Source organism: Paenibacillus sp. TCA20, assembly GCF_000732325.1.
GTDB classification, from domain to species: domain Bacteria; phylum Bacillota; class Bacilli; order Paenibacillales; family Paenibacillaceae; genus Paenibacillus; species Paenibacillus urinalis.
Genome location: NZ_BBIW01000009.1, coordinates 168,897 through 195,709 on the forward strand (window position 1 = coordinate 168,897; position 26,813 = coordinate 195,709).

At 45.4% G+C, this 26,813-nt stretch carries 25 protein-coding genes and 2 pseudogenes; 21 read left to right on the forward strand and 6 right to left on the reverse strand.

Annotation, left to right across the window (positions count from 1 at the left end; all coding sequences use genetic code 11):
• Positions 1-56 precede the first annotated feature (56 nt).
• The 12 genes and pseudogenes from TCA2_RS28065 to TCA2_RS17540 all read left to right on the forward strand — a co-directional run.
• Positions 57-980, forward strand: a pseudogene (locus TCA2_RS28065) (DUF3578 domain-containing protein); the annotation flags it as partial.
• A 150-nt stretch (positions 981-1,130) separates the two neighbouring features.
• On the forward strand, positions 1,131-2,216 hold the full coding sequence (locus tag TCA2_RS28070; protein ID WP_370510366.1) for an McrB family protein: 1,086 nt from the start codon (positions 1,131-1,133) through the stop codon (positions 2,214-2,216).
• Positions 2,188-4,602: a restriction endonuclease-like protein gene (locus TCA2_RS17495; protein ID WP_047912888.1), complete on the forward strand. Its 2,415-nt coding sequence runs from the start codon at positions 2,188-2,190 to the stop codon at positions 4,600-4,602. Before TCA2_RS28070 ends, TCA2_RS17495 begins: the two co-directional genes overlap by 29 nt.
• Positions 4,603-4,833: 231 nt before the next feature.
• Positions 4,834-5,217: a (deoxy)nucleoside triphosphate pyrophosphohydrolase gene (locus TCA2_RS17500; protein ID WP_047912889.1), complete on the forward strand. Its 384-nt coding sequence runs from the start codon at positions 4,834-4,836 to the stop codon at positions 5,215-5,217.
• Positions 5,218-5,327: 110 nt separating this feature from the next.
• Positions 5,328-6,422, forward strand: a complete 1,095-nt coding sequence (locus TCA2_RS17505; RefSeq protein ID WP_047912890.1) for a WXG100 family type VII secretion target — start codon at positions 5,328-5,330, stop codon at positions 6,420-6,422.
• A gap of 17 nt (positions 6,423-6,439) precedes the next feature.
• The gene (locus TCA2_RS17510; protein ID WP_047912891.1) at positions 6,440-6,820 is read left to right on the forward strand and encodes a hypothetical protein; all 381 of its coding nucleotides are present in this window, start codon (positions 6,440-6,442) and stop codon (positions 6,818-6,820) included.
• Between the two features lie 215 nt (positions 6,821-7,035).
• Positions 7,036-8,184 (forward strand): WXG100 family type VII secretion target, encoded by a 1,149-nt coding sequence (locus TCA2_RS17515; RefSeq protein WP_047912892.1) that lies wholly within the window; start codon positions 7,036-7,038, stop codon positions 8,182-8,184.
• Between the two features lie 21 nt (positions 8,185-8,205).
• Positions 8,206-8,610, forward strand: a complete 405-nt coding sequence (locus TCA2_RS17520) for an Imm7 family immunity protein (RefSeq protein WP_047912893.1) — start codon at positions 8,206-8,208, stop codon at positions 8,608-8,610.
• A 75-nt stretch (positions 8,611-8,685) separates the two neighbouring features.
• Positions 8,686-9,144 carry a hypothetical protein gene (locus TCA2_RS17525; RefSeq protein WP_047912894.1) on the forward strand — a complete coding sequence of 153 codons (459 nt, stop codon included), beginning with the start codon at positions 8,686-8,688 and terminating at the stop codon, positions 9,142-9,144.
• A gap of 79 nt (positions 9,145-9,223) precedes the next feature.
• Positions 9,224-10,090: a GNAT family N-acetyltransferase gene (locus tag TCA2_RS17530; RefSeq protein WP_047912895.1), complete on the forward strand. Its 867-nt coding sequence runs from the start codon at positions 9,224-9,226 to the stop codon at positions 10,088-10,090.
• A 104-nt stretch (positions 10,091-10,194) separates the two neighbouring features.
• The gene (locus TCA2_RS17535) at positions 10,195-10,764 is read left to right on the forward strand and encodes a DUF4256 domain-containing protein (RefSeq protein ID WP_047912896.1); all 570 of its coding nucleotides are present in this window, start codon (positions 10,195-10,197) and stop codon (positions 10,762-10,764) included.
• A 314-nt stretch (positions 10,765-11,078) separates the two neighbouring features.
• A complete protein-coding gene (locus tag TCA2_RS17540; RefSeq protein WP_047912897.1) occupies positions 11,079-12,251 on the forward strand; it encodes a dicarboxylate/amino acid:cation symporter in 1,173 nt (390 codons plus the stop codon).
• Between the two features lie 225 nt (positions 12,252-12,476).
• Here the strand turns inward: TCA2_RS17540 and TCA2_RS26265 are convergent, their stop codons facing one another.
• The gene (locus TCA2_RS26265; protein WP_081872624.1) at positions 12,477-13,016 is read right to left on the reverse strand and encodes a stalk domain-containing protein; all 540 of its coding nucleotides are present in this window, start codon (positions 13,014-13,016) and stop codon (positions 12,477-12,479) included.
• Between the two features lie 512 nt (positions 13,017-13,528).
• Between TCA2_RS26265 and TCA2_RS17550 the strand changes: the two genes are divergently transcribed.
• The 5 genes from TCA2_RS17550 to TCA2_RS17570 all read left to right on the forward strand — a co-directional run bounded on the left by TCA2_RS17550 (position 13,529) and on the right by TCA2_RS17570 (position 20,025).
• Positions 13,529-14,539: a LacI family DNA-binding transcriptional regulator gene (locus tag TCA2_RS17550; protein WP_047912898.1), complete on the forward strand. Its 1,011-nt coding sequence runs from the start codon at positions 13,529-13,531 to the stop codon at positions 14,537-14,539.
• Positions 14,540-14,843: 304 nt separating this feature from the next.
• Entirely contained in the window at positions 14,844-15,839 is a 996-nt protein-coding gene (locus tag TCA2_RS17555) for a sugar ABC transporter permease (protein ID WP_238546437.1), read from the forward strand.
• 26 nt (positions 15,840-15,865) lie between these two features.
• A complete protein-coding gene (locus tag TCA2_RS17560) occupies positions 15,866-16,753 on the forward strand; it encodes a carbohydrate ABC transporter permease (RefSeq protein WP_081872626.1) in 888 nt (295 codons plus the stop codon).
• Positions 16,754-16,961: 208 nt separating this feature from the next.
• The gene (locus TCA2_RS17565) at positions 16,962-18,602 is read left to right on the forward strand and encodes a sugar ABC transporter substrate-binding protein (RefSeq protein WP_047912900.1); all 1,641 of its coding nucleotides are present in this window, start codon (positions 16,962-16,964) and stop codon (positions 18,600-18,602) included.
• A 67-nt stretch (positions 18,603-18,669) separates the two neighbouring features.
• The gene (locus TCA2_RS17570) at positions 18,670-20,025 is read left to right on the forward strand and encodes a glycoside hydrolase family 30 beta sandwich domain-containing protein (protein ID WP_338000042.1); all 1,356 of its coding nucleotides are present in this window, start codon (positions 18,670-18,672) and stop codon (positions 20,023-20,025) included.
• Positions 20,026-20,128: 103 nt separating this feature from the next.
• On the opposite strand, the gene TCA2_RS17575 is transcribed toward TCA2_RS17570, so the two are convergent.
• Together TCA2_RS17575 and TCA2_RS17580 are read right to left on the reverse strand one after the other, a co-directional pair.
• The gene (locus TCA2_RS17575; protein WP_047912901.1) at positions 20,129-20,776 is read right to left on the reverse strand and encodes a DUF1796 family putative cysteine peptidase; all 648 of its coding nucleotides are present in this window, start codon (positions 20,774-20,776) and stop codon (positions 20,129-20,131) included.
• Between the two features lie 321 nt (positions 20,777-21,097).
• Complete coding sequence (locus TCA2_RS17580; protein ID WP_047912902.1) at positions 21,098-22,540, reverse strand: methyl-accepting chemotaxis protein; 1,443 nt, start codon at positions 22,538-22,540, stop codon at positions 21,098-21,100.
• Positions 22,541-22,788: 248 nt separating this feature from the next.
• Between TCA2_RS17580 and TCA2_RS27255 the strand changes: the two genes are divergently transcribed.
• Both TCA2_RS27255 and TCA2_RS27260 read left to right on the forward strand, forming a co-directional pair.
• Positions 22,789-22,947 carry a hypothetical protein gene (locus TCA2_RS27255; protein ID WP_193746073.1) on the forward strand — a complete coding sequence of 53 codons (159 nt, stop codon included), beginning with the start codon at positions 22,789-22,791 and terminating at the stop codon, positions 22,945-22,947.
• Positions 22,948-22,985: 38 nt separating this feature from the next.
• Entirely contained in the window at positions 22,986-23,123 is a 138-nt protein-coding gene (locus tag TCA2_RS27260; RefSeq protein ID WP_193746074.1) for a hypothetical protein, read from the forward strand.
• A gap of 67 nt (positions 23,124-23,190) precedes the next feature.
• On the opposite strand, the gene TCA2_RS17585 is transcribed toward TCA2_RS27260, so the two are convergent.
• From TCA2_RS17585 to TCA2_RS17595, 3 genes are all read right to left on the reverse strand, one after another.
• On the reverse strand, positions 23,191-24,012 hold the full coding sequence (locus tag TCA2_RS17585; RefSeq protein WP_047912903.1) for a DUF4097 family beta strand repeat-containing protein: 822 nt from the start codon (positions 24,010-24,012) through the stop codon (positions 23,191-23,193).
• A 178-nt stretch (positions 24,013-24,190) separates the two neighbouring features.
• A complete protein-coding gene (locus TCA2_RS17590) occupies positions 24,191-24,811 on the reverse strand; it encodes a hypothetical protein (protein ID WP_047912904.1) in 621 nt (206 codons plus the stop codon).
• Positions 24,812-24,820: 9 nt separating this feature from the next.
• On the reverse strand, positions 24,821-25,477 hold the full coding sequence (locus TCA2_RS17595) for a B12-binding domain-containing protein (RefSeq protein ID WP_047912905.1): 657 nt from the start codon (positions 25,475-25,477) through the stop codon (positions 24,821-24,823).
• Between the two features lie 250 nt (positions 25,478-25,727).
• Here TCA2_RS17595 and TCA2_RS17600 point away from each other — a divergent pair, with 250 nt between their 5' ends.
• Together TCA2_RS17600 and TCA2_RS28075 are read left to right on the forward strand one after the other, a co-directional pair.
• Positions 25,728-26,099 (forward strand): hypothetical protein, encoded by a 372-nt coding sequence (locus tag TCA2_RS17600; RefSeq protein WP_052512136.1) that lies wholly within the window; start codon positions 25,728-25,730, stop codon positions 26,097-26,099.
• A gap of 177 nt (positions 26,100-26,276) precedes the next feature.
• Positions 26,277-26,753: pseudogene (locus TCA2_RS28075) on the forward strand (chemotaxis protein CheB); the annotation flags it as partial.
• Between the last annotated feature and the right edge of the window lie 60 nt (positions 26,754-26,813).

A 26,813-nucleotide genomic window follows, 5' to 3' on the forward strand; every position in this document is an offset into this window, starting at 1 on the left:
TCATGCTACCAGAATCACTTTCAACTATATTCCGCTCCAAACAAAAATCATACAAGATGGTCCTTATCCTATCCATCATTGAATTCTATGAAGAAACTCAATCCTTCCAAGCTCCATTGGATCAACTAGCTCAAAAGTTCCTGAAATACTTCCAAGACGAAAGCGAGCTAGGAAACATAGTAGATTCACCACCAGAGCAACGAGCTTCGGGATGGAATGAATTCACCTTAAGCCAAACCAAATCTCTACTAAAAACACCAATCGATGCCCTATCCTCTGTTCTCACATTCGACCCTGCAAATCAAACCATTACCTTCTCCAATCCAGATTGGTTCAACGAAAACACACTTAAGGAGCTTAAAGAATACGCCATGCAAGAGCTAGACAATTACAATAGGAAGCTAGAACTGAATAGAACTACGCAGTCTTCTTTTTCCTTACACGATGCCTTATCTCAGATCCTGAACACGTATCTTCAAGCGAAAACGGAGCCGTTCGCGCAGCACCCGCTAGGTAGCTTAGTTAGAAACTCTATACCGAGCCAGTTGAAGAACCTACTATCTTTAAATGAGCAATACAAGGTTCAAGGTTCCGTTGGGCAGGGGAACTGGGCCACGATCCCTTGGATCGCACTCATGGACAAGCGAATTACGCAGACAACTCAGCAGGGTGAGTACATCGTATACCTGTTTTCCGAGGAGATGCAGTCTGTATATCTTACGTTCATCCAAGGTGTCACCGAACCCTTGAAGCAAGGCAAGCTCAGAGGATACGAGTACCTCAAGTAAAATACTCAAGAAATTCGTAGCCTTATCCCACTAGACGGACTACATAAGGACGAGAATATTTATCTCATGGAAAAAAGCGGCCTGGGACAAGATTACCAAGTCTCAACGGTAGCTTATATCAAATACGACAGAGACTCGCTTCCGGACGACGACGTACTCCTAAAAGACCTCGAGAACCTCGTGTCTAACTACAAGCAGTATGTAGATATGGTACTGCAAAATAGGGAAGATGAACCTACTCCAGAGGAGGAGCTAACTCCAGTGACTATTAATGTGCGAGAGCAACTGGAACAAGTCAAACAATATATTCACCACAAAGGCTTTCTCTACCCAGAGGGTCTGATGGAGAACTTCTATTTGTCCCTCAAGACCAAGCCTTTCGTCATTCTAGCCGGGGTATCAGGAACAGGGAAGACGAAGCTGGTGAAGCTCTTTGCAGAAGCGTTGGGAGCAACGATGACGAACGGACAATTCACTTTGATCCCGGTAAGACCAGACTGGAGTGATCCATCGGATCTGTTAGGGTATAAGGATCTTTCGGGTGTGTTTAGACCTGGGCGTCTAACGGAAGTGTTAGTAGAGGCATCTAAACCAGAGAATAAGAACAAGCCGTATTTTATCTGTCTGGATGAGATGAACCTAGCTCGCGTGGAGTATTATTTCAGTGATCTGCTGAGTGTGATGGAAACCCAGGAATGGCAAGGGAAGCGAATCGTGACGTCTGCGCTCATTGGCCCGGAGTCATTAAGAGAGGAAGACCAATCGATATATGGTGGCTTGACTCTGCCGGACAATGTGTATGTGATTGGAACAGTTAACATGGACGAGACAACACATCCTTTTAGTAAAAAAGTGCTGGATCGTGCGAACACGATTGAGTTCAACTATATTAATCTAGAGCAATTTCCATCTGATGGAGTAAACATAGATAATCTTGAATCTTCAAGTACAAATAATGCTTTCTTGCGGAGCGAATATTTGCAGCTAACCGATATGTATAGCACCTATCCAGAGCTTGTGCGTTCGACGACAGATAAACTGGTGAAGATCAACAACATTTTAGAGGAGATTCATTCACATGTCGGCTTCCGGATTCGGGACTCCATCTGCTTTTACATGGCGTATAATCAGCGATTTGAGCTATTACCAGAGGACAATGCATTCGATGGACAGCTACTCCAGAAGATCCTACCTCGTATTCAAGGAAGCAGCTTATCTATCAAAAAGGTATTGCTCCTCTTAATGCAGGAGGCCATTGGCAAGTCCATTCCTGTTAAGGATCTCTTGGATGATGCATCAGATCTATATATAAAATATGGCAGTAAGCAGCAGGCCGAGGAAGTGAAGTATCCACAGTCTGCACGGAAGCTTGCCTTTATGATACGGAGGTTAGAGGAAGATGGATTCACCTCCTATTGGCTTTCTTAATCAGAGTGTAGAGCTGATCCGGATTGAGACGAATCTTTTTAACCTCTATATTCAGGGCAAGCCCTATCATTCGACGGTAGAATCCTTACAGCTTCATCGGGATGATGCTGGAGCTTGGATGGATTCAAACACGCTACAGGTGAGTATCTCTTCTAGTGAACTTGTGCTGGAGAACCTATTTGTTTTTTCGCCTGAGCAGGGACAGTTGGTTCCATGGCAGACGGGGGAGAAGAGCTATCCATTATTCTATGAGACACAAGCTTACGAGCTTGTTGTGGAGAAGAAACAAGAAACAGATCTAACGTTCTACCATGACAACTTATATATACGGCAGGCGGTTAAACCTCTCGGGCAGTCGATCCTTTCAGGTATTTTGAATTTTCAGAACGAGGTAGGGTTAACCGAGCTTGAGCTTCGTCAGCAAGGGCAGCCTGTATTCCAGTTGCAAATCGAGATCTATCCTTCCAAGATGGATTACAAAAGAGATTACCAAATGATTCTGAGTGACATTAATCGGCAGATATATAATTTATCCTTTGATTTTTTAAGAAAGACCTATCATCTGACAGGGTTAAAGGAGACACGCAATCAGAGTCTAACGGAGTTCTTTGCGATATTGCAGCATGTGTTTGATCAGCTAAGACAAGCCGTAGAACGAATTCACGCGAGCCCTCATTACAGCCTAGTTAAAGAGCAGAGAATCGTGGATGCAGCCAAGGTCAGGAAGGCGGGAAAAGAAAACATCGCGTTTCTCGCCAAACGTCCGTATCTGTTGACGCATCATGAAACGCATGGATTTATTCCACATCAGGGGCAGCGCCTGAATCCATCCCATGCACTTGAAACGAAACGCGAGGTTCAGTTCGATACAATGGAGAATCGATTTGTGAGATGGGTGCTGATCCGGGTATCGAAGAAGCTGCAGGAGATGAAGAGAAAGCTGAGCGGATCAGGTAAATTGCAGGATCCCGTACTGGATAAGAAGATTACCTCGATTCAAAATCAACTGCAGCGTTTATTACAGCTTGATTTTATGAAGGTTGGTGAGATGAAGCAGTTATCGGTCTCATTAGTGCTACAGATGGCGCCGGGATATCGCGAGGTATATCGGAGTTATTTAATGCTAATGAAGGGTCTGAGCGTGCAAAGTGATCTATTCCGTTTGTCGATGAAGGATTTAGCCCAGCTGTATGAGTATTGGTGCTTCCTGAAGATTAACGAGCTCCTTGGTCAGAAGTATGAGTTATTGAAGCAGGACATGATTAAGGTGAATCGGACGGGCGTGTTTTTTACACTCGACAAATCACAGTCCGCAAGGATGGTGTACCGCAACCCAAGGAATGGCGAAATCTTCACGCTCTATTATAATAGGCTGCCAAGTGGGGACCGGAGTGCGACGTTAGGCCAAAGACCGGATAATGTACTTACGTTGAAGAAGAATGATTCCGCGATGGAGTATAAATATATTTTTGATGCCAAGTACCGGATCGATCCTGCCTATGAAGGCTCCTATTATTATGAGAAGTATAAGCAGCCCGGGCCGGTGGAAGAAGATATTAATACGATGCATCGCTATCGGGACGCGATTGTCTACAGTGAGGGTGGGCAGGAGCTAGAGCGTAGTATGTTTGGTGCTTATGTGCTTTTTCCATATCATGATGAGCAGAATTATCAAGAGCATAAATTCTATAAGAGCATAGAAATGGTCAACGTCGGGGCCTTTCCCTTCTTGCCGAATGCGACGGAGCTGATGGATAAGTTCTTGGAAGAGATTATTATGGATAGCCCGGAAAAAGCATATGAGAGGTCTACGAGACCACGTGGTACACAGGGATACTATAAAAACAAGCTTGCGGGCAAGAATGTACTCGTTGGATCGTTAAGAGAAGTGGCTCAATTAGAGAGTTCACTTCAATACAAGTACTACCATTTGCCGCTGAGTAATATCGCAGATCACCAAATACTTACGCAAATTGAATATATAGCAGTATATCAATCCATTGGAAAATTCGCGGATACAACGGGAGAGACAGGAATCCATTATGTCGGCAAGGTGAAGGACTGGAAGGTAATGAGAAGAGGGGAGATCAAGGAACGTCCTGCACGACCTGGGACCGAGGATCAGCTCTATGTGAAGTTCCGTATCGAGGAATGGACGAAGCGAACACAGCCCATTGTATCCGGTGGACTTGGAATCTACAGGCTATTGTATACCTCCAAGTACATCTTTGACCGGGCGACCGAGATTGCTGAACTGAGACTGGAAACAGAAGAACAGTTAAGAGAATGGCGGGAGAAGAGGCGTCTGGGTACCGTGAAGGTGGAACTGGATCATACACAGGTGGACTTGGCTCAGCAGGTTAGAGACATTCGGGTGGATAAATAGGCAGGGGAAGCAATGTTAGCTTCCATGGTAAGGACTTGATCTTTATTATTCATAACACCTTGATAGGCATCGTGCCTTTCAAGGTGTTTTTTACTGGGCGGGCCATTATAAGTTGGCAAAGAATTTATTAAATGCTAATGGAGATGTAGTATCGGAAGGTAGAGGATTTGGCGAAGAATATTAATGTAACGTAGAATATCAGTAGTACTATAATTTAGGACGGTGATCAACATGATCGAAGTAGCAGCAGCCATAATTGAAGACACGGATGGTCGTATCCTCATCGCACGAAGAAGAGAAGGGAAATCTCAAGCAGGCTTATGGGAGTTCCCGGGAGGAAAGATCGAAGCGGGTGAATCGCCCGAGGATTGTTTAAGAAGAGAACTGTTGGAAGAGATGAACATCGAAATTGAGCCGTATGCTTTTTTTGCTGTGAATGAGCATGCTTATGATACGGTGACGATACGACTTGTTGCATATAAGGCAAACATGCGAGGAGGGACGATTGAGTTATCAGATCATGATGAATATAGATGGATCCAAGTAGGAGAGATGGCGGGATATTCATTTGCACCAGCAGATATCCCTTTTGTCGAACAATTATCTGCTCATTAATGAAGGTCTTCCGTATGAATCGACGTGTTCATTGAAAGGACATGGGTACCTTTTCCATAGGGTGATATATAAGTAAAATTATACCTATCTATTAAATGGAGAGGTAGCTTATGACAAGAATCAAAGTTCCTATCGATGTGCTGCTATCGGTATCTGATCAATTCGACAATGCATCTAACCAGCTTAAGATGATCAATGAGAACCTTCTCCGGCAAATTTTTATGCTGATGTCCCATTGGTATGGTCAGAGAGGGACGGCTTTTCAAACGGATTTCAAGACTGCTTATGAACAGATGAATGTAACTATAGAGCGTATGCATGTGATCAGTCAGGAACTCAAAGGAATTGCCGTACGCTTCATGGACGCGGATCAGCTGCAGGATTTTATGGGTGATCAGCGGATGGAGCTATTCACTAAACTAAGTACGACAAATCACATTAGCGAGCCGCCTAAATCATTCATAGATCAAGTGGGAGACACCGCAAAGGATCTGGCAGGAGGACTCAAAAAAGGTCTAGGAAGCGTAGTCGAATCATTAAAGGATACGGGAACAGCCATAGTTAAGAATCCCATCGGGACTTTAGGGGACATGGCTTACAATGCAACTGTAGGGACCGCCGAAGATGTAATTGGTTTCGCTGCATGGGGCAAAAACATGGTTATGGATGAAGGAGAACGTGAAGCCTTTATAAAAGAAATACAAGTGAAGGCAGATGAGTCCGGAAAAGCTAACTTCGTAGGAGAACAGGCAGGTGTGATGTTAGGCTCCTTCCTAGTAAGTCGGCTTGGGATTAAGGCGGGGCCGAATCATAATCCTGATACGGGTGGAGATGGAGGAAATTCTAAGCAGAATGTTGGGGGGGCGGTTCAACATCCTTCTAACTTTGCTGACCGTGTTAAGCTTGAAAGTCACTACGATAAGCATGGTGGAGAATTTGGCGGAATTTACAAAAGTGCAAATGAGTATCTTGACGGTGCTAAAGATGTAATCAACAATGGAGTTAAGGTGCAATATGAATACAAAGATGAAATACGAACAGGATATGTACGATTTATGGGTAATAACAAGGACGGTAACGCTAAGTTTGAATTTGTAGGAACAAACAATAACAATGAAATTACCACATATCACACTCAGAGTGGTAAAAAATTCTGGAAGACTATAAATGGTGAGAATATTTCAGTAATTAACCCTTCGGAATAAGAAATGAGGTAATAAAAATGAGGTATTTAGCTCTGGTTAAAGGGTTAGACCCGCACATTGAAGAGGAAGTTACACTCGATATACAAGGAATAGAGTTTACGGGTTTTGCGTTTATCTGCCCTTATGAAGTTGAAGGGGGAAAAAAATACCCTGTTTCCATAGGGTTTACGATTTTAGATGGTTTAGAAATTCGTGAATTATGTGATAGTAAAAAAGAACTTGAACGAATCGGTACAAGCTATAATTATTATATTCGTGGTGTTCTTAATGAAGATTCAATTGATGCAGGGATCGTTATTTCTGACGATGACGAATATTTTGCTAACTATCCTGATTTAATTGGCAAAGCTGTAGAGTTCCAGGTTGACCGAATTAATGTGGAATTTCTGATGGACTAAAATTGTTTGAACCTTGACTGGCTGCGGGCTTTTCAAGGTTTCTTTTTTGTATTACTGACTGACTCCGTCCGCCGTGCACCACGCATTGTCATTCATGCTCATTAATGAAGGTCTTCCGTATGAATCGACGTGTTCATTGAAGGGACATGGGTACCTTTTCCACAGGGTGATATATAAGTAAAATTATACCTATCTATCAAATGGAGAGGTAGCTTATGACAAGAATCAAAGTTCCCATCGATGTGCTGTTATCGGTATCTGATCAATTCGACAATGCATCGAACCAGCTTAAGATGATCAATGAGAACCTTCTCCGGCAGATTTTTATGCTGATGTCCAATTGGTATGGTCAGAGAGGAACGGCTTTTCAAACGGATTTTAAGACAGCGTATGAACAGATGAATGTAACCATAGAGCGTATGCATGTGATCAGTCAGCAACTCAAAGGAATTGCCGTTCGATTCATGGATGCGGATCAGCTGCAGGATTTTATGGGAGAACAGCGGATGGAGCTCTTCGCTAAACTAAGTACGACAAATTACATTAGCGCGCCGCCTAAATCATTCATAGATCAAGTGGGAGACACCGCAAAGGATCTGGCAGGAGGACTCAAAAAAGGTCTAGGAAGCGTAGTCGAATCATTAAAGGATACGGGAACAGCCATAGTTAAGAATCCCATCGGGACTTTAGGGGACATGGCTTACAATGCAACTGTAGGGACCGCCGAAGATGTAATTGGTTTCGCTGCATGGGGCAAAAACATGGTTATGGATGAAGGAGAACGTGAAGCCTTTATAAAAGAAATACAAGTGAAGGCAGATGAGTCCGGAAAAGCTAACTTCGTAGGAGAACAGGCAGGTGTGATGTTAGGCTCCTTCCTAGTTAGTCGGCTTGGGATTAAGGCGGGGCCGAATCATAAACCTGATACGGGTGGAGATGGAGGAAGTTCTAAGAATAGTGCTGTAGGGAAGGGTGACACTGCTTCTAACTTCATTAGCGGTAAAGGTATCTATACCCAGTATTCAGGTGGACTAAAACAAGCGAATAAGGAAGATGTAAATGCAGATTTGCTTGCAAAAAAAATTGGTGGACAGTCTCGAATGATATTCAATAATGATCCAAAAGGTCGAGAGTTTGATGTGATTTCTGAACAGTATATTGGTCAGACCAAAACTTCAATGAATAGTTTGAGTTCACAATTTAGGGAACAGGCAAAGGCTACCATTGAAGCTTCTATTGAAACAGGTGGGAAGGCATATTTTCATTTTGAGACTGCACCTGCAGATAAAGTAATTAGACAATTAAAGGAATATGAAAAGAGGTATAATGTTGAAATTGTTATCGATATCTCTTCATTAAAATAAAGGACTAGAGAGGAGCTAAACATGTATCAATATCATGGATGGGCAGTTGTATTAGAAAATACTAACGATGAGACGAATAAGGAAAAAGAAATAAACATTTTGGAATCAATTGAAGTGTATATTGAGGGTTTACAACCTAATGTAGATGTTATAGAAATGAAGGCAATAAATGGACAATATCATCTTTGGATGACGGGGTTGTGGAATCGAGAGCCTTCTTCAAATTATAATCCAGTGGAAATAATGCGGAACATAGGGGATCTTGCACCTGGCTCATATGGAATGCTCTATGTTTTTAATGATGAGCACCCTAAACATTTTAATGAATTTAAAGTTTACGTTCTTGCGAGGGGAAGCATTCAAGAAAAAGACGATCCATTTTTGTCTCCATTAATCCCTGTTGTAGCCGACGATTCTGAATTTTAGAATTTGGTAAGCTATGACCGTATAAAAATTTCGGCATTCTGAGTATACGGATAATTGCGAATGGAGGTAGGAAGGATGGAAGATAATTATTTAAAGGAACCTATATTTACACTTAGATTAAGTGGGGAGTACTTTGAAAATGAAATAGGTTGTTTAGGAAAACAACTTGCTCAAATATTAACCTGTATTCAGCATGAAACTTCCAATCTTACTTGGTTTGCTTTTGATGTGTTTGGTAGCAGTACTCAGCCCTCAGAGGTGTTGTTTCCGAAGCCTTACTCTGAAATCCTGAGTACAGATGAACTCATCAAAAAAGTGGAAAAAATAGTGCAATTCCATTCCGGAGTGTTCATTGGAATTGAAAAAGGTAAAAAAATAGACTGGGACACTCATTTATTACCGGAAACAGAAGAAAGTGAAGGATTACAAAACCACGAAGCAGAATTGGAAATTCGTCCATTTGATACTTCATACTTTGAAGTTTACGGAATGAACAAAGATATTGAAGCCAAAATTAAATCTTGCTTTATATGATCTATGAGTTTATTGATCCAGTGTGCCTACATAAAGACTGCTGCATTATCTGTGTCTATTTAATAGGAGGACTGAGCTCATGTACACATACGAAACACTAGATAACATAGATACTCAAACCTTGCACCACGTGTTTCTAGAGGCTTTTTCAGATTATCAGGTGAATATTAATCTATCACTTGAAGCGTTTCAAAAGATGCTTGTAAGAAGAGGATATTCTCCGGAGATTTCGATCGGTGCGTTCAAAGAGCCTGGACATGAGCTTGTTGGGTTTATCCTAAACGGATTGAGAAATTGGAATGGGACACGAACCGCATACGATCTTGGCACTGGCGTCACTCCTCTACATAGACAGCAAGGGATTTCGAGCCGCATGTTCCAATCGGTACGGGAAGAGCTGAAGCGGAATCAGGTGGAGCAGTATTTGCTGGAGGTTCTTCAGAACAATGAAGCTGCCTTTGAGCTATACAAAAAGCAAGGGCTTTCGATTACAAGAAACTTCTCGTTCCATAAGCTGGAGCAGAGCCGTTACCATGCAAAAGAGCTGACTTATGCCATCGAGTACCTGACAGAAATTGATTCGGATACATGGGAGCAACTGCAAATGTTGTGGGATTTCAGCCCCTCCTGGCAAAATTCGATCGATTCCATTCGCGCTGTGCAGAAGAAGTTTGTCTATGCAGTCGTAAGGCTGGAGAAGAAGATTATCGGTTACGGCATCGTAGACCCAGCAACAGGCGATGTTCCGCAAATTGCGGTGCTTCCTGAGTACAGGCGCAAAGGGATCGCGACGAGTATAGTAGGCACATTGATGAATCATTCGAACGGCAAGCAACTGCGAGTGATTAATGTAGATGATGCGTGTGAGGGTATGAAACTGTTTTTGGATAAAGTAGGATTTGAAACGATTGGACATCAATATGAAATGATGCTTATTCTTGATTAAGATGGAAAGAAATAAGAAGATAGAGTATAGAACATGCAATAAAGATCCTCGAGGACGGTAAGTGATAGCCATCATCTAAAACAAGCACTGGAGGTTATATTTATATGGAAAATAAACAGAGGACATTAACACCGGAGCAACAGGAAGAAATCCTGTCTATATTAAAAAAGCGTTTTGAGAAACATATGGATCGCCATGAGGGAATCGAATGGAGCGCAGTACAAGATAGACTGCTCACCCAGCCGGAAAAACTGTGGTCGCTATCTGAGATGGAGAGAACTGCCGGAGAGCCGGACGTAATTGGTTATGACGCAGAGCTTGGGGAATACACATTCTGTGATTGTTCCGCAGAGAGCCCAAAAGGCCGTAGAAGTATCTGTTACGATCATGAAGCGCTGGAGTCTAGGAAGCAGCATAAGCCAGAGAACAGTGCGGTGAACATGGCAGCTGAGATGGGCGTTGAAATGCTGACAGAAGAACAATTCCGGGAGCTTCAGCAGAAGCTTGGAAAGATTGATAACAAAACATCAAGCTGGGTCCTTACGCCACCAAATATTCGTAAATTGGGTGGGGCGATATTTTGCGACTACCGGTATGATACGGTGTTTGTATACCACAATGGAGCAGATTCCTATTATGGAGCCAGAGGCTTCCGCGGTTTGCTGAAAGTTTAGTGGTGGATTGAGCAGCATCATTAAACGGCATTTTTAATGTATAAACATCAGATAATCCCAGAGAAACAAATAACCTTGAATGGCATGCTGCCGTCAAGGTTTCTTTTTTTAGCGGACGCTGTTGGTCCAAGGATACCTTCACACAAGACAAAGAAATATAAATTAGGGAAATTATTTAATAATACTCAAATTTCATACATTTAGGGCATGACAATTACACTATTATGTGATATATTTTTGAGAATTCCGCGTTAAGAGGACTAGTGTCCTTGTGCAGTGGACATTAAAATATAACATTAATAGGTGATGACATCATGAATAAGAAGAAGCTCGGCCTGCTGCCGAAGATATTGATTGCCATTCTGCTCGGGATTGCCGTAGGTTCGTTCTCCCCCGAATGGCTTGTTGCTGGACTTGCCACTTTTAGCGGATTGTTTGGTAATTTTTTAGGCTTTGCCATACCTTTAATCATTATCGGATTCATAGCGCCGGGAATCGGCGAACTGGGGAGAGGAGCAGGACGCCTGCTTGGAATGACGACAGGTATTGCCTATGTTTCTTCCATTATAGGAGGCATGCTGGCCTTTCTTGCTGCAACCTTGCTATACCCGTATATACTGGAGGCGGGAAGCCTTACCCAGTCATTCAGCAATCCGGAAGAGGCACTGCTTGCGCCTTACTTCACCGTAGATATGCCGCCTGTATTCGGGGTCATGACTGCCTTGCTGCTGGCCTTCACATTGGGGCTTGGGGCTGCGGTCATTAAGGGACAAGCTCTGCAAAATGTCATGGTTGACTTTAGAGCCATTGTCGAGAAGTTAATCGCTTCGGTGATCATTCCGCTGCTTCCTTACCATATCTTCTGTGTGTTTGCCAATTTGACGTATGGTGGACAAGTGACGATGATTCTGTCTGTATTTATTAAAGTGTTCGTTATGATTATCGTTCTGCACATTCTATATTTGGTCATACAGTATGTGGTGGCAGGACAGATTGGGCGTAAGAATCCATTCACTCTGCTTAAAAATATGATTCCTGCTTACTTTACAGCGATAGGGACACAGTCCTCGGCTGCAACGATTCCGGTGACGCTTCGTCAGACGAAGCTGAATGGAGTCAAGGGGAAAGTGGCTGATTTCGTTATTCCGCTGTGCGCGACGATCCACTTATCCGGCAGTACGATTACGCTCGTTAGCTGCTCGATGGCCGTTATGGTGCTGACAGGAATGCCGATTACCTTCGGCTCCATGTTCCCCTTCATCTTAATGCTGGGTGTGACGATGGTGGCTGCACCCGGCGTTCCCGGTGGTGCGGTGATGGCTGCACTCGGTCTCTTGGAGTCCATGCTCGGCTTCGATACGACGCTTACTTCTCTGATGATTGCACTATATATTGCCCAGGACAGCTTCGGGACAGCAACGAATGTTACGGGTGACGGTGCAATTGCGATCATCACGGATCGAATGAGCAAGTCGGAGCCTGCATAAGCTATATATAGTGAAGCAAAACAGCTCAGCTCCTGTTACAGGAAACTGGGCTGTTTTGATGTTTCTCCTTCATCCCTGATGCGCTTGATCCGAAGAACAACAGGTGATAGAAATTCATCTTAACAAGACAAAGAACCTTAGTGGAGCATTGGCTTCCTAAGGTTCTTATTTTTATGCAGCGATCTTGGATGAATCCTCAAGAGGGAACTGATATGATATTAATGATTAGTATTTGCTGATTAACTTGCCATTCATATCGTATAACTCAGCTGGATCATTCTCATCATTGTTATGCACATTCGCGGTCGTCCATTTCAGATAGCCGGCAGCTGCCTTGGCAGTCTTACCGCTGGTCACAGTCTTACCAGGTGCCAGATCTCTTTCTCCTGCATCCAGCTCGAGCATAACCATCTTATTGAGAAGCTGTTTCTTTGTATATTCAGAAACGACGACACCCTCACTTGTATTGCGATCTGCATCAGGGTGGACAGATTCAGGAGTGTCTACTCCGATGAATCTAACCTTCTCCTCGGTACAGTCGTTCAATTTTACCGTTATAGTATCTCCGTCCGTCACTTTCGTAACTTTTGCCTTCAGCATGGATGCGGAGCTGATCGTAACGGTTTTGCTCTTGTTAAACCAACCTACACTGTTTCCCAAGGATTCACTTACAAATCGCAATGGAACCAACGTAGAGCCTTTGAGGATTTCTCCGGGGGTATTTAAGGTGAAAGTACTACCATTTACTGTAGCCTTTATGTACACTCCTTAGATGTTAATATTTATATTACATTGTTTATATTAACCAATCATAGTATGTAAATTATGGAACGTGAAAGGGTTTTATTGTATCTTTCAGAAATTCGTGAGGAATACGAAATATGCATGGAGTGCATTGATATGAGGGTGGTATTAGTGGTTAGGGAGTGCTGGAGGTATGATTAATTTCAATCTAATAATCAAACTAATTATTATTAATAATGATAAGGGTGATTAAAATGAAAATTTATAGAAAAGCTCAAATTTTAGGTCTAATAGTCATGTGTGGCGGAGTCTTGTACCCGATGGGTCTTGCTTCACAACATATCTATCTCTTCACTTTGTACCCCGGTCTGCTGATCCTTTGCATTGGTTATGTACTGGAGCAGCGCTCTATTCAGTCAAAAAGAAAGAAATAAACTGGCATTCTTATCTGAAAATAAAAAACAGTTGCCATAAAATCACACGTATAGTATATTCAGTTCATAAAAACGTTTTTATAAAAAGGAAGACAGCAGATGAGAAAGGTAACGATCAAGGATGTGGCAAGGGAGGCGGGGGTGTCGATCTCGACGGTCTCCAATGCGCTGAACGACGTGGATGTGCTGAATCCGGAGACGAAGTCGCATATTCTGGACGTCGCGAAACGCCTGAACTATGTCCCGAACATCAACGGCAAGCTGCTGAAATCGGGCAAATCGAAGATGCTGGGCTTCTTCACCACAAGCGTGTCAGGACCGTACTTCTATACGCTGGTCGAGACGATGTCACGGGAATGTGACCGCCACGGCTACGGTCTGAACATCTTCGTAACCAAGGATAAGCAGGTCATTATGAGCAACATTCTTGGCGGAAGGGTCGATGGGGTCATTGTCTATGAAGAGCTGCGAATTGACGAGAATGACATCGCCATTATGGAGCAGAACAACATCAAGGCCGTATTTCTGGACCGCGAGATACAGAACGAAAACATGGGCAGCATTATCTTCGATTCCTATGTGGATGCGTACGAAGCAACGAAATACCTGATCAGTCTGGGCCACAAGAACATCGCCTATATCGCCGGTGTGGAGACGATGTTCGACAGCGAGCAGCGGAAGGCCGGGTATCTGGCGGCATTGAGGGATTACGGGCTGAAGGCGGACGAGGACTATATTCTGCAAGGTTATTTTGAAGAGGAAGGCTCGTACGGCGCGGTCAAATCATTCGTTAATGTGCATGGCAGTAAGCTGCCGGATGCTTTTCTTGCAGGGAATGACCTCAGTGCGATCGGGGCCATGCGGGCACTCAAATCCCTCGGATACGAGATTCCACAGGATACAAGTGTCGTTGGCTTTGACGATATCGACATTGCGCAGTATTTCTCACCTTCGCTGACTACTGTGCGCAACCAAATTGCTAGGCAGGGAATCCTGGTTGTGAACCATTTGATTCGCATGATTCAGGAGAAGGAAGAAGGCAGGCATGAGAAGCTGCCGGGAGAGCTTATCGTTAGAGGCTCTACGCAGATCAAAATGGTGCGGGACTAACCTTTTACGCTTTACTATAAAAGGGGAAGTTCCCGTCCAGCTTAGTAGTAAACGCTTACAAATTAGGTTTCTGTTAAATTTGGTTGCACTCTGTTCAATCTGTTCATTAGATCGTAAGCCTAGCTGAGGCAGACATCCGGAATTTCAGCAGTCATTCTCTAAAAAAGAACCATATTTTTTTGACCAAAATAAAACGTTTTATTTTTCGGTGAAAATATCAAATTTCTGCATTGACTGAATCCATTTCATGAACACTATTTTGTTGCTCTGATCCAGAGTATAGGAGCAAAAAGGAGAGAAGCACATGAGCAAACCAGCTCTGATCCAGCCTGCGGATGCCTCGTCCCGTATGAGGAAGCCGCCAGCCAAGAAGCCTATGGGGCAGCGGATCAAGGAATTCTGCGTGGATTACGTGAAGCAGTGGGAGCTTCAGTCCATGATTCTTCCGGGCGTACTATTTATGATTATCTTCAACTTCATTCCAATCTATGGACTCACGATCGCCTTCAAGAGCTACACGGTCATTGACACGATTGACAGCGCACCATGGGTAGGGCTCGACAACTTCAAGATTATTATGACGGATCAGTATTTCTGGGAATCGGTCATCAATACACTTGGCATCAGCTTCCTGAAGCTGGCCATCGGGTTTGTTGTACCTATCATTCTAGCGATCATGATCTATGAACTAAGCGGGAGTCGATTCAAAAAATTTGTCCAGACCGTATCCTATCTCCCTCACTTTCTCTCCTGGATCGTGCTGGGCGGTATGCTCATCACCTGGGTGTCGACGACAGGTCTGTTTAATCAGATTCTGCTATCTCTCGGTCTGATCTCACAGCCGCAGAATATCCTGCTTGACCCAAGCAAGTACTGGTGGATCGCTGTTCTGTCTGACATCTGGAAGGAAGCGGGCTGGGGTACGATTCTGTATCTGGCGGTCATGTCCAAGATCGATCCTACCTATTACGAGGCTGCCAAGATCGACGGAGCCAACCGGCTTCGCCAAATATGGAACATTACGATTCCGAACATGAAGATGATCATCAGCTTGAACCTGATTCTAACCGTGAGCGGACTGCTCGGCTCGAACCTGGATCAGACACTCGTGCTCATGAACTCACAGAACCGGGAGAGTGCAGAGGTTATCAATTCCTATGTTTACCGGATGGGGATGACGCAGGGGGACTTCTCCTACGCGACAGCAGTGGGTCTTGGCGTATCGATCGTTTCGGTTATTTTGCTGCTGACGGCGAACAAGATCACGAGCAGGCTGAACGATAATCAATCCGTGCTTTAAGGTTTTATATAAGGGGGGCAATACTTGTGAACTCAAAAGCAATTAAAGGAGACATCGACAGCCGGATCTTTAACGCGGTGAATACCACGCTGCTCGTCATTACGATGATAGTGATCATTGTTCCGCTCTGGAATGTCCTTGTTTCATCGTTTGCTTCCAGTAGAGCGTTGGCAGAGGGTGGGTTCGTCTTCTGGCCGTCGGAGCTCTCACTGGAGAATTATCAGGCGGTGTTCCGGGATTCGTCGATTTGGCAGGCATTTTTCATATCGATCTCCAAGACCGTCATTGGGGTGGTCACTCATGTATTCTTCTGTGCGATGGTCGCTTATGGTCTTAGTAAAAAATATGTACGCGGCCGCAAGCTTTACGTCTCCATGGGCGTCATTACGATGTTCTTCTCCGGCGGCATGATCCCTACATACCTGCTCATTAAGGACCTCGGCCTGCTCGACAGCTTCTGGGTGTACATCATTCCGGCGCTGCTCAGCTATTATGATGTCGTCATTCTGATGAACTTCTTCCGGGGTGTGCCGGAAGCGCTGGAGGAATCGGCCAAGATTGACGGAGCCGGTGACTGGAAGGTGTTTCTCAAAATCTTTATCCCGCTGTCCATGCCGGCCATGGCAACGATTGCGCTGTTTAACGGTGTCGGGCAGTGGAATGATTTTATGACAACCAAGCTGTATGTCACGAATGAAGCGCTGTATCCCTTACAGATGAAGCTGTATGAGATTATTGTGCAGTCGCAGACACAGTCCATGCAAAATATCGGGGGATCGGTGGTCATTGAGACGGCGACCAAAGGCGTTCAGCTGGCGACGATCGTTATCACCACGCTGCCGATTGTCATTATCTATCCGCTCTTGCAGCGCTATTTTATCTCCGGCATGATGCTCGGAGCGGTCAAGGAATAAGGAATAACCGCTCAGTTATAAGACATTTTCCAGCTAAGACATCTTGAAAAGCTTAAGGTATACGGCAGCGCAAGTCATCTGCCATCACTACAGCAACCTGGACCACAAAACAACGGCATCACAAGTAGCACAACATAGATCTGAATATTTTAGTGGGTTATGAAGTCATTTTAGTAAGCGCTTCAATATCAAGAGGAGGGTATGAAATATGTCAAAGAGAACGTTGGGTTATGGCAAAAAAGGTTTTACGCTGACAGCGCTGCTGCTGTCGGTCATGCTTCTGGTCAGTGCTTGCGGCGGGGGAGGCTCCGGCTCCAAGGAAGCCAACTGGATCTCCATCGAGGATCGTTACACACCGGATGCAGCTACGCCGGCCTGGCAGCTTGATACGAAGGAAGAGACTACAGAGCTGACTTGGTATGTAAATGCGGATTGGTGGAACACCGATTACGGCAATGATGTCGTAACGAAGAAGATCAAGGAAGACTTGAACATTAACATCAAATTCATCACAGGAGATGATACGAAGCTGAATACATTCTTTGCGGGCGGCGATATGCCGGATCTCATTACGACCTTCGGCATCAATTCCCCCGTCGTGCAGAAGGCTTCGACTTGGGCGCTTCCGCTGAATGATCTGGCTGAGAAATACGATCCTTATTTCAACACCGTGGCGGCGCAGGATACATTGAACTGGTTCCAGCTCGCAGACGGCAAGACGTATGGCTACCCGAACTACTCCAATACGCAGGAGGACTACGATCAAGGAACGATTCCGGCCAAGACCGCCTTCATTATCCGCAAGGATGTGTATGAAGCGATCGGCAGTCCGAGCATAGGCACACCAGAGGAATTCCAGGCTGTCATGAAGGACATTAAGGCACAGTTCCCTGAGCTTATTCCACTTGGTTTTAACTCGATTGGCGAAGGTACTGGATCTCTAGGCGACGTGCTGCAGGACTTCATCGGCGTACCGCTGGAGGGTGAGAACGGCGGCTTCTACAACCGTAATCTGGATGAGGATTATCTCACTTGGCTGAAGACATTCAATCTGGTATATCGTGACGGCAACATTAGCGATGACAGCTTTGCCGATGATGGAACGGCATTTGAGGAAAAAGTAAAATCCGGCAAGTATGCAACGATTATGCTGGATGGCACACCGCAGCAGGGAGGCAATCTCCAGATCTTCATGACGGCCAATCCGGGCAAGGAGTATATCGCCATTGACGGACCGCAGAGCACCGTTGGCAACGCACCGAAGCTGAATCAATCCGGGATCTCCGGCTGGATGGTCAGCTTCATTACGAAGCAGAACGCCGATCCTGCCAAATCCATGCAGCTGTTCACCTATCTCCTCAGTGAGGAAGGGCAAATGCTGATGAACTATGGCATCGAAGGCGAGACATATGTGAAGAACGCTGACGGAACCGTACAGTTTACACCAGAGGTCAAAGAAATCCAGCAGAACAATGCAGATCAGTTCAAGAAGGAATACCGGATGGGTGAATTCATGTTCTTCGGACATGACAAGCACAAGACACTGAGTGAGGATGCATTCCCTGAATCAATCAAGCAGATGCAGGCTTGGGGTGAAGGTAAGCTCGTGCCGCATTTTATCCTTGAAAATATCGACCCGGATCAAGGGACTCCCGAAGCCCGCGCTCTTACCGCAATTAATACGAAGTGGAACACTTCCATGGTCAGTATGATCCGGTCGAAGGACGATGCCCAATTTGAAGCGGTACTGAATGAATACAAGCAGTTCCTCGATGCGAACAGCTGGGAGAAGATCGTAGAAGTCCGCAGTGAGAAGATGAAGTCGAACAAAGAGAAGCTTGGACTTTAATTGAGTTTGAACTTAGAGCATACAGCGAAGAACGGAAATAAAGTACGGGGTCACGGAGGAGAACAGCATGCAGAACTTGAAGGACCTGAACATCTACGAATCAAATGGAGAACAATCCTTGTTTGTGAACAAAACGAGAGCAGAGCTTGCACCGCCGGATACTCAGGCACAGACATATAACATCATCATCGATGACAGTGAGCAGTATCAGGAGATGGATGGCTTCGGAGCATCGTTTACCGATTCGGCAGCCTATCTAATTCATCAGGTGCTCTCGCCTGAGCAGCGTGAGGAGCTGATGCGCCGGCTGTTTGACGCTGCAGAAGGGATCGGCCTGTCCGTTATACGGAATCCGATGGGAGCCTCGGATTATGCCCGGGACTTCTACAGCTACAATGATCTGCCGGAGGGAGACACCGACCCTGAGCTGGTGAAATTCTCTATCGGGCATGATGAAGCAGACATTATTCCGCTCATGAAAGAAGCAGTGCGGCTGAATCCTCAGCTCAAGCTGATGGGCTCCCCCTGGAGCCCGCCGGGCTGGATGAAGACAAGCGGCTCCATGATCGGCGGCGAGCTGATTGAGGAGTACTATCCGGTATATGCAGAATATTTTGTACGGTACATTAAGGCTTATGCAGAGCATGGCTCGTCAGTCTATGCGATCACGCCGCAGAATGAATCCTTGTATTCGCCAGGTCATTATCCAGGCATGATATTTCCGGCGGAGGATCAGGCACGGTTCATTAAGGAGCATCTGAAGCCAAGCTTCATCAGAAATGGAATAGATACCAAGATATTGTGCTACGATCACAACTGGGATAAGCCAGAGTACCCGCTGACCGTGCTTAACCAGGCGCTGGAAGCAGTGGACGGTGTTGCATGGCATTGGTATGGGGGCCGCCCAACTGCACAGACCGATGTATTCCAGGCCTTCCCGGACAAAGAAGTTCATTTCACGGAAGGCTCCGGAGGAGAATGGATTCCGCCATTTGAGCAGGCCTTCTCCAATGTTATGCGTACAGGCATCGAAATTTTGCGCAATTACAGCAAATCGTTTGTGCTGTGGAATATGGCACTCGATGAGAACAATGGGCCGGCGGTGCCAGGCTTTGGCAAGAGTACCTGCCGCGGTATTGTGACCGTTCATCAAGAGACCCGGGACCTGACGTATACGCTTGATTATTATGCGCTTGCCCATTTCAGCAAGCATATTCGCCCGAAGGCAGTGCGCATCGGCTCCAGCAGTAATGAAACCGTTCGTTCCGTGGCGTTCAGGAATACGGACGGCTCCATCGCCGTCGTACTCTTCAATGACAGTGAGGAAGCAAATAATGTACAGGTCCAGATGCCGGGTACAGAAGAAGCTCTAAGCTTCCGAATGGAAGCGAAAAGCGCGGTAACTCTCGCCTTCGGCGCTTAACCATTTTTCAATTTCCTTCAATTCATAAAGGCAGCAATAGTGGAGAATCATCTCACCTTTTGCTGCCTTTATTTTTTGGTAGTGAAGATTTGTCCCTCCATTTTTATGTCTGTAGACTAAACCCGTTCAACAAATCATCCCATGTTGCATCATCGCCGGCTCGGTTCGGAATGCCTAGAGAGCAGATGCCTGGAAGTGCCCAACCGTTATCGACGACGGAAGTCAGTCCATCGATACCGTTCACGATCAGAATGTTATAGCTGCCGCCAGTAAGGGGGCGAAGTACCTTTTGCAGCTGAATCGCTTCCTCATATGTGCTGCCCCAGCGAATGAACAACACTCTTGTGCTCCTGCTTAATACTTCCAGAAGACGCTGGCTGCGTATGTCGATTTTCTGCTTGAACTCGGGATAGACTGCTGTCCATGTCTGCCCCTCAACGACCGGGAAATCATGAACCGAAATGACATTATAATAGTGGTCTTTCACAAAATAGGATTTGAGCGGTGTCACCTTCTCATTGTCCACAAAGGTGGCATATCCGTCGATCAGTCCCATGTTGGGGAGCTCCATGTATCCCTGGAAACGATTCTGCAGCAGCCGATTTACATCAGTCAGTGATAAGGAGACAGACCAGTCGAGCGGGGCAGAGAAGGTGCGAAGCCCTTTCCGCCGCAAGTGGGCTGCCGGCTCGCATGAGCTTCCGAGGCTTACGTAGCAATCATAGGCACCTTGAATTTCTTGCAGAATCATGTCCAATCACTTCTTCCTGATCATTTATACATTCTATGTGCGATCCGGCAGGAAGGACTAGACCTTCGAGGAGATGAGCGGCAGCTTTTTTTGATATGTCACTGGAATTGGGCTGTGTTTCACCAAGGCGAAGGCTGACAGGAGCAGCCCTCTATTATAAACGAGAAAAAGGAAGCATCTCTGGCTGTTCATTAAACGACTCACAGTCCGGGTCATCGTTTAAAACGCAGGGAGGCTTCCTTTTATATGAGTGGTTCACTGAAATGGGTATGATTAGTCTGAAGAATCAATGATCTTGTATTGCTGCTGTTACCGTTAACGTTACTGCAAGGTCTTGTCGATAGCTTGAGCGATTTCATTGAGCTTCTGAATACTTGACACAATTTCGTTCACCCGATGCTGCTGCAGCTCGGCGCTTGCCAGCACTTCCTCGACGGAGGCAGCAGATTGTTCTGTGACCGAGGATACGGAGGCAATCTCATCGGTAATTTGAGTGGATGCAGACTGGAGCTGTATATTCAGATCGAGCAGATGATCTGCCTGATCCATAACCTCCTTCGTATTTGCATTGATTTCCTGAAATAATGCCGTGATGATATCCGCAGATTCCGCGCCAGAGCGAGACGCCGTCTGGCCTTCTGTAATGCGGACCGCGGCTGAGCTGATATTATTCTGAATCGAAGATAGAATACCTCCGATATCTGATGATGCACGGTGTGTCAGCTGAGCAAGCTGGCGGATCTCCTCGGCGACAACCGCGAAGCCTCTGCCGTGTTCTCCTGCGCGAGCCGCTTCAATCGAAGCGTTGAAGGACAGGAGATTGGTCTGCTTGGCGATCTCCTCAATGGAAGACAGGATGCCGCCAATTTTAACATTTTCCGAATTGACCTTACCCATAATCACGGCTGTATTATCAACGAGCTCAGAGACTTGATGCATTTTGGCTGCAAGATCGGTAATTTGGTCTTGGCCTTCCTTCGTCAGCTCGGCAGCCATATTGGCCTTTTCACTTGTTGTCTCTGAGGCCGCAAATGTGCGCTGCACCGAATCATTCAGACTCTCCATCGCGGAGCTGATGTCCGAAACACTGCTTGCCTGGGATTCGATGCCTGCTGACATTTCGTGAAATGCAGCGAGGACCTCGCCGTTGATCTTTCCTGCCATGACGGCATTTTCATTCAGTTCTTCGCCTGAGGTATTCAGCGTTGTAGAAACCGTTCTTGCTTCATTAATGAGCACTTCGACTCGTTCTTTGGCTTCGTTCGCTTCCTTCATACTGACGTCCATATTTTTCAGTATTCGGGTACCGACCGTACTCTGGCCAATCAAGGTCAGGAGGACGACGATATAGAACGTGTTGAGGCTGATGACATCCACATTGATATAGGCGGTAGCGGCAAAATAATTCAACAGAGCCAGCCCGATGATTCCGTTGAATATCATAATAAATCGATCCATATAAAGGGAGCAGAAGGCCAGTCCCAGGTACAATACGAGAGAGTTGGTCACAGCCGAGCCCATCGACATAATTGAGAAGCTAATAATGTTGATACCGATAACCATTAAGTATTTAATTTGCGGTATGAAGAGCTTTTTCCAATATAAGAAGGTGCTTAATAGACAAACAGGAATGGCGGGATAGGCGATCGACAGCACCCCATCCAATGAATCCATTGTCGATACGATACCAAGGGTGGTACATATCCACAGCAGTAATACCAGCAGACCGTTTCTTTTGTGAAGTTCGAGTAAATCTTGCGTCATTCATGTTCCCCCTGTAATTGAAAAATAGAGTTAGATGTTTATCTTCTCACAAAAGAATATTGCTCCAATAATGGCCTGGTATCTTATTAAAATGTTAAGATAAACATGATTGGTCCAAATCACATGCGTCGATTTACGTATTTATGAATTGGATTCAATATATAACTATATCGTCCAAAATAATTACATATCTTAGCGAATTTTTCATTTTGGTATAAATTACCTTGAGGCAGGAGGAAGAAGATTGAATGAAGGCAATTATTAATATGATGTATTCGGTTCTGATCCTTATCTCCATCTTGGGCTTGCTCATCACCGATATGTCGTCAAGCAACGTCATGCTGTCCATCACAGCGATCATAATCTGTGGATTAGGACTCTATCTGGTTAATCGGAAGAAGAAGTGAGTAATACAGGGGTTAATTCAATTCAGGAAGGAAGGGATATGTTGGACATTCTTGGCATCGTCCTTGTTATTGTTATTATAGGTGTCACTCCTGCTATTTATCGGATACACAAACGTATTGCGAAATTGGAGGAACGGGTCAGACAACTTGAAGGAAGCTCCGAGGATGCCAGATAGTAAGCAGCTAAAAGAAGCCTGGATTTAACCGATCCAGGCTTCTTACTTACTAGCAATAGATTTCAGTTTACTCATAGACCCTCACATTCCCTCTGCTTGTTACTAATTGAGCCTCATTAAAGCCGTTTCCCTTGGCGATCATTCGGCCATCATCCTCGTAAACTTCTCCTAGCAATTCGACCTTACCGCTCCCGGTCTGGGCCATGAATTGATAATGCTTCGGCTCGCTGATCTTGAAGAACACATCGCCGGCTCCGGTCTCACCCTCCAGCTCCTCGGCATTGACCTGCTTCATATCCAGATTTCCTGCGCCGGTCTTTGCCTGCAGGAATGCAGCATTCATTCGCTCCACCGTGATGTAGCCGCTCTTCGTTGTGAGTGACATTTCTTCATACAGCTTCTCAGGCACGATAATGGATAGTGTCGCGCTCTCTTGAGCTGCCGCATTGCCAATGGTGTGATTCACCTGCTCACTCGCAGTTCCTTCCGGATATCGGATTCCTGCGGTCAAGGTCTGATCCACCGTGTTAACGAACAGCAGTGGCTGCTCCTCCTGTGACCAATGCTCAATGTTAAGTGTAGCGGTAATGCGATCTGCATTCGGTTCCATTTTGACGAAGATATTACCCTCAAAATCTTCTGCCATCCGTATAGAACGAATGTCTGTGGCATCCACTTCCTGCGTCTGTGTTACATGCTGCGGCTTAACTGCATGACCTGAACCCGTACGTTTCTCTTCACCGACTGATGATGCAGGGCTCTGACTGAGCGTGGCCTGCTGCTCTACGGTACTGCTGCTTCCGGTCTGGCGATATGACGGATCATTCCCGCATGAAGTTATTGCAAGGGCGGCCGTCACCAATATCATGACATTTATCTGCTTCTTCATGCGCCTTCCTCCTTTTGTGTTAGAGTCGTTTACACTTTATTACCCTCTAACGGAAGGAGTAAAAGTAAGACGGCAAGCGAAAAACAAGGCAAATGGTTGAATCATACGAAAAAACCGGACCGCTTCAGCAGCAGTACCGGCAGGTAGATCTGACATATGATGTCGCTATTTCTATTGATCAATTCTTACTTTGCGGACGACCATCATCGAATTTGCTGGAAATAGGGTGCACATTGTCTGCAGCTGGCTCAGCGAGTGCGGACTCGATCTGGTTCTTGATAATGTCTGCATAGATGGTCTGATCGATCTCGATTAAGCTGGGGTAGAGCATGTCGACCAGATCGCGGATCGTTTCCAGCGTAGACCGGAGCTCCCGCTCTCTGGCCGATGCTCTGCTGGTCTTGGATGCTTGGGGTCTGTCAGGCTCTTGATGGATAGGAGATGGGAGCTGCTGCAGGTCCTCATGAAGAAGCTGAAGCTTATCGGTTAGGGTCTGTATCTTCTGAAGCTGTTCTATACAGATGAGATGCCCGTTGCCTTGCTCATCCCACTGCTGGTAAATATCGTATAGGGAGAAGGGCTGCTTCCTCGTGTTCATAATGAGTTCAACTCTTGTGCCAGAGTGAACGGGCGAAATGAACCGTTTAGCTTTGGTGATGGAACCTTCGTCCAGCCAATCTGTGAAATGGGAAGCCGGCTCGAATATAGGGGACGCCGATTCGGAGCAAGAGATGATGCCCAGCTCTGCGTCAATTACAATATATGGGACAGGAATATTAGATGGATGGAATAACTTCAAGATGAAGACTCACCTCACATGCTGCTGCTGATTGGCTCTGTTGTAAGACATGATCCACTGTTCAAGCTCATGCATATCGGACAGAAAGACTGCTCTGCCGTCTACAGCCTCATGGACACTGTATTTCTCAATGATACGACCGCCAATCATAATGACAGGCCGGGGGATGAGTTTCTCAAAAGCTTCAACGTACTCCAGCAAGGTTGGCAGATGATAGACAATAGAGACGGACAGAGCAACAATATCCGGCTTCCAGCTGAGTGCGCTTAGACTTGCATATTCCAAGGGCAGATTAGGTCCGTAAAAGCGTGTATCAAATCCATTCTCCTCGAACATGGTATTCACCATCTTAAGCCCGAAATAATGAGCCTCACCCTTCACACATAACAGCATGGCACGGTAGCCATGGATGGCAGGCTTTTTTTTGAGCGCCGCATATCTCGACAGGAGGACGTCACATACCCCAGAAGCAAGATGTTCATCAGCTACCGTAATCTGATTGGTTTCCCATAAGGAACCCACGTAACGCATGGCGGGTGCAAGCAGCTGCTCAAATATGAAGAGACTGTTTCGGCCGGACTCAACATGTTGTAGTAAGTTTTTCCAGCAGGTCTCTGTATTTCCTTGCAACATATTCTCTGCAAATTGTTCTGCTTCCATATACATGACATGACACCTACTTCGGATATTGTGTGTAATGCTACTCATTTTAATATAAACGAATCGAAAGAACTAGGGAGAAAGAAAGGGACTGGTAGAAGCTTTTGTCGAAATTGACCCATATTCAAAAATATCCTATATGATGGAGAGACTCACTGATATACTGATAATATCGTCGTTTATATGAAAATAATGACACTTCTAATTAATTACATCTAATTCTTCTGGTTTAATCAAAAAACAAGGTGATGTACTCATGACAGACGGAACAATGCACTATGAACATCTTATAGCAGAGGTCGTTTCAAAGATCTATGCGAATGCTCCTGAGCTGGCGGACCGATATGGGGAGCAGGGAATCATGAAATGCAAAGAGGATAATCTTCATCATATGAAGCATCTTCATACCGCATCTGCACTGCGCAATTCTAAATTATTTATTGATTATGCCGTATGGCTGAATGGAATACTTGTCATTCATGGGATGCAGACACGTCACTTAACAGATAACTTTCGTTATATCTCCGAGTCTCTTTATTTGCTTGAAGATCTGGACGAACCTACATTAGAATTCTATCGTTATTGTCTGATCGCAGCAATGGACCAGCTTGAGCCCGATATGGAATAGTCCGAAACAGTTCGTAACGACGTAACTTACGCAGGGACATGGAAGGGGAGTAAGCACATGGAACGCGAGTCTTGGAACATCATGGTGAATGGAGAAGAGGAAGAGAAGCACCCAGAATCCTCCTCTCCGGTATGTGTAGTAGGCATTGGTGCTTCTGCAGGTTGACTTGAAGCATTAGAAGTTTTTTTTGATCATATGCTTCCTGATTCGGGCATGTCCTTTGTCGTGGTCCAGCATTTATCGCCGGACTACAAGAGCTTGATGTCAGAAATTTTGTCAAAGTATACGACGATGCCGATATGGGTCGCAGAGCATGAAATGGAGATCCTGCCTAATCATGTCTACTTGATTCCTCCCCGTAAGACAATGACCATCCGGGATGGTAAATTACAGCTGGCAGATGCAGTTAGGCAATCTGCCATTCATTTGTCCATTGATGATTTCTTCGTCTCGCTGGCTGCCGAATACGGCAACAGAGCGGTAGGGGTTGTCCTGTCCGGGACCGGAACAGACGGCTCCAAGGGAGTCATTGAAATTAAAAAAGCAGGCGGTCTTGTCATCGTTCAGGACGGGCAGTCAGCCAAATTTGACGGCATGCCAAGCTCTGCGAAAATGACCGGCAAGGTCGATGAAATATTAAACCCAAAGGATATGTCGGAGAGGCTTCTCCAGCATATACGATCCTTTGGAGTATACCCACTTGCAGGAGAGCAG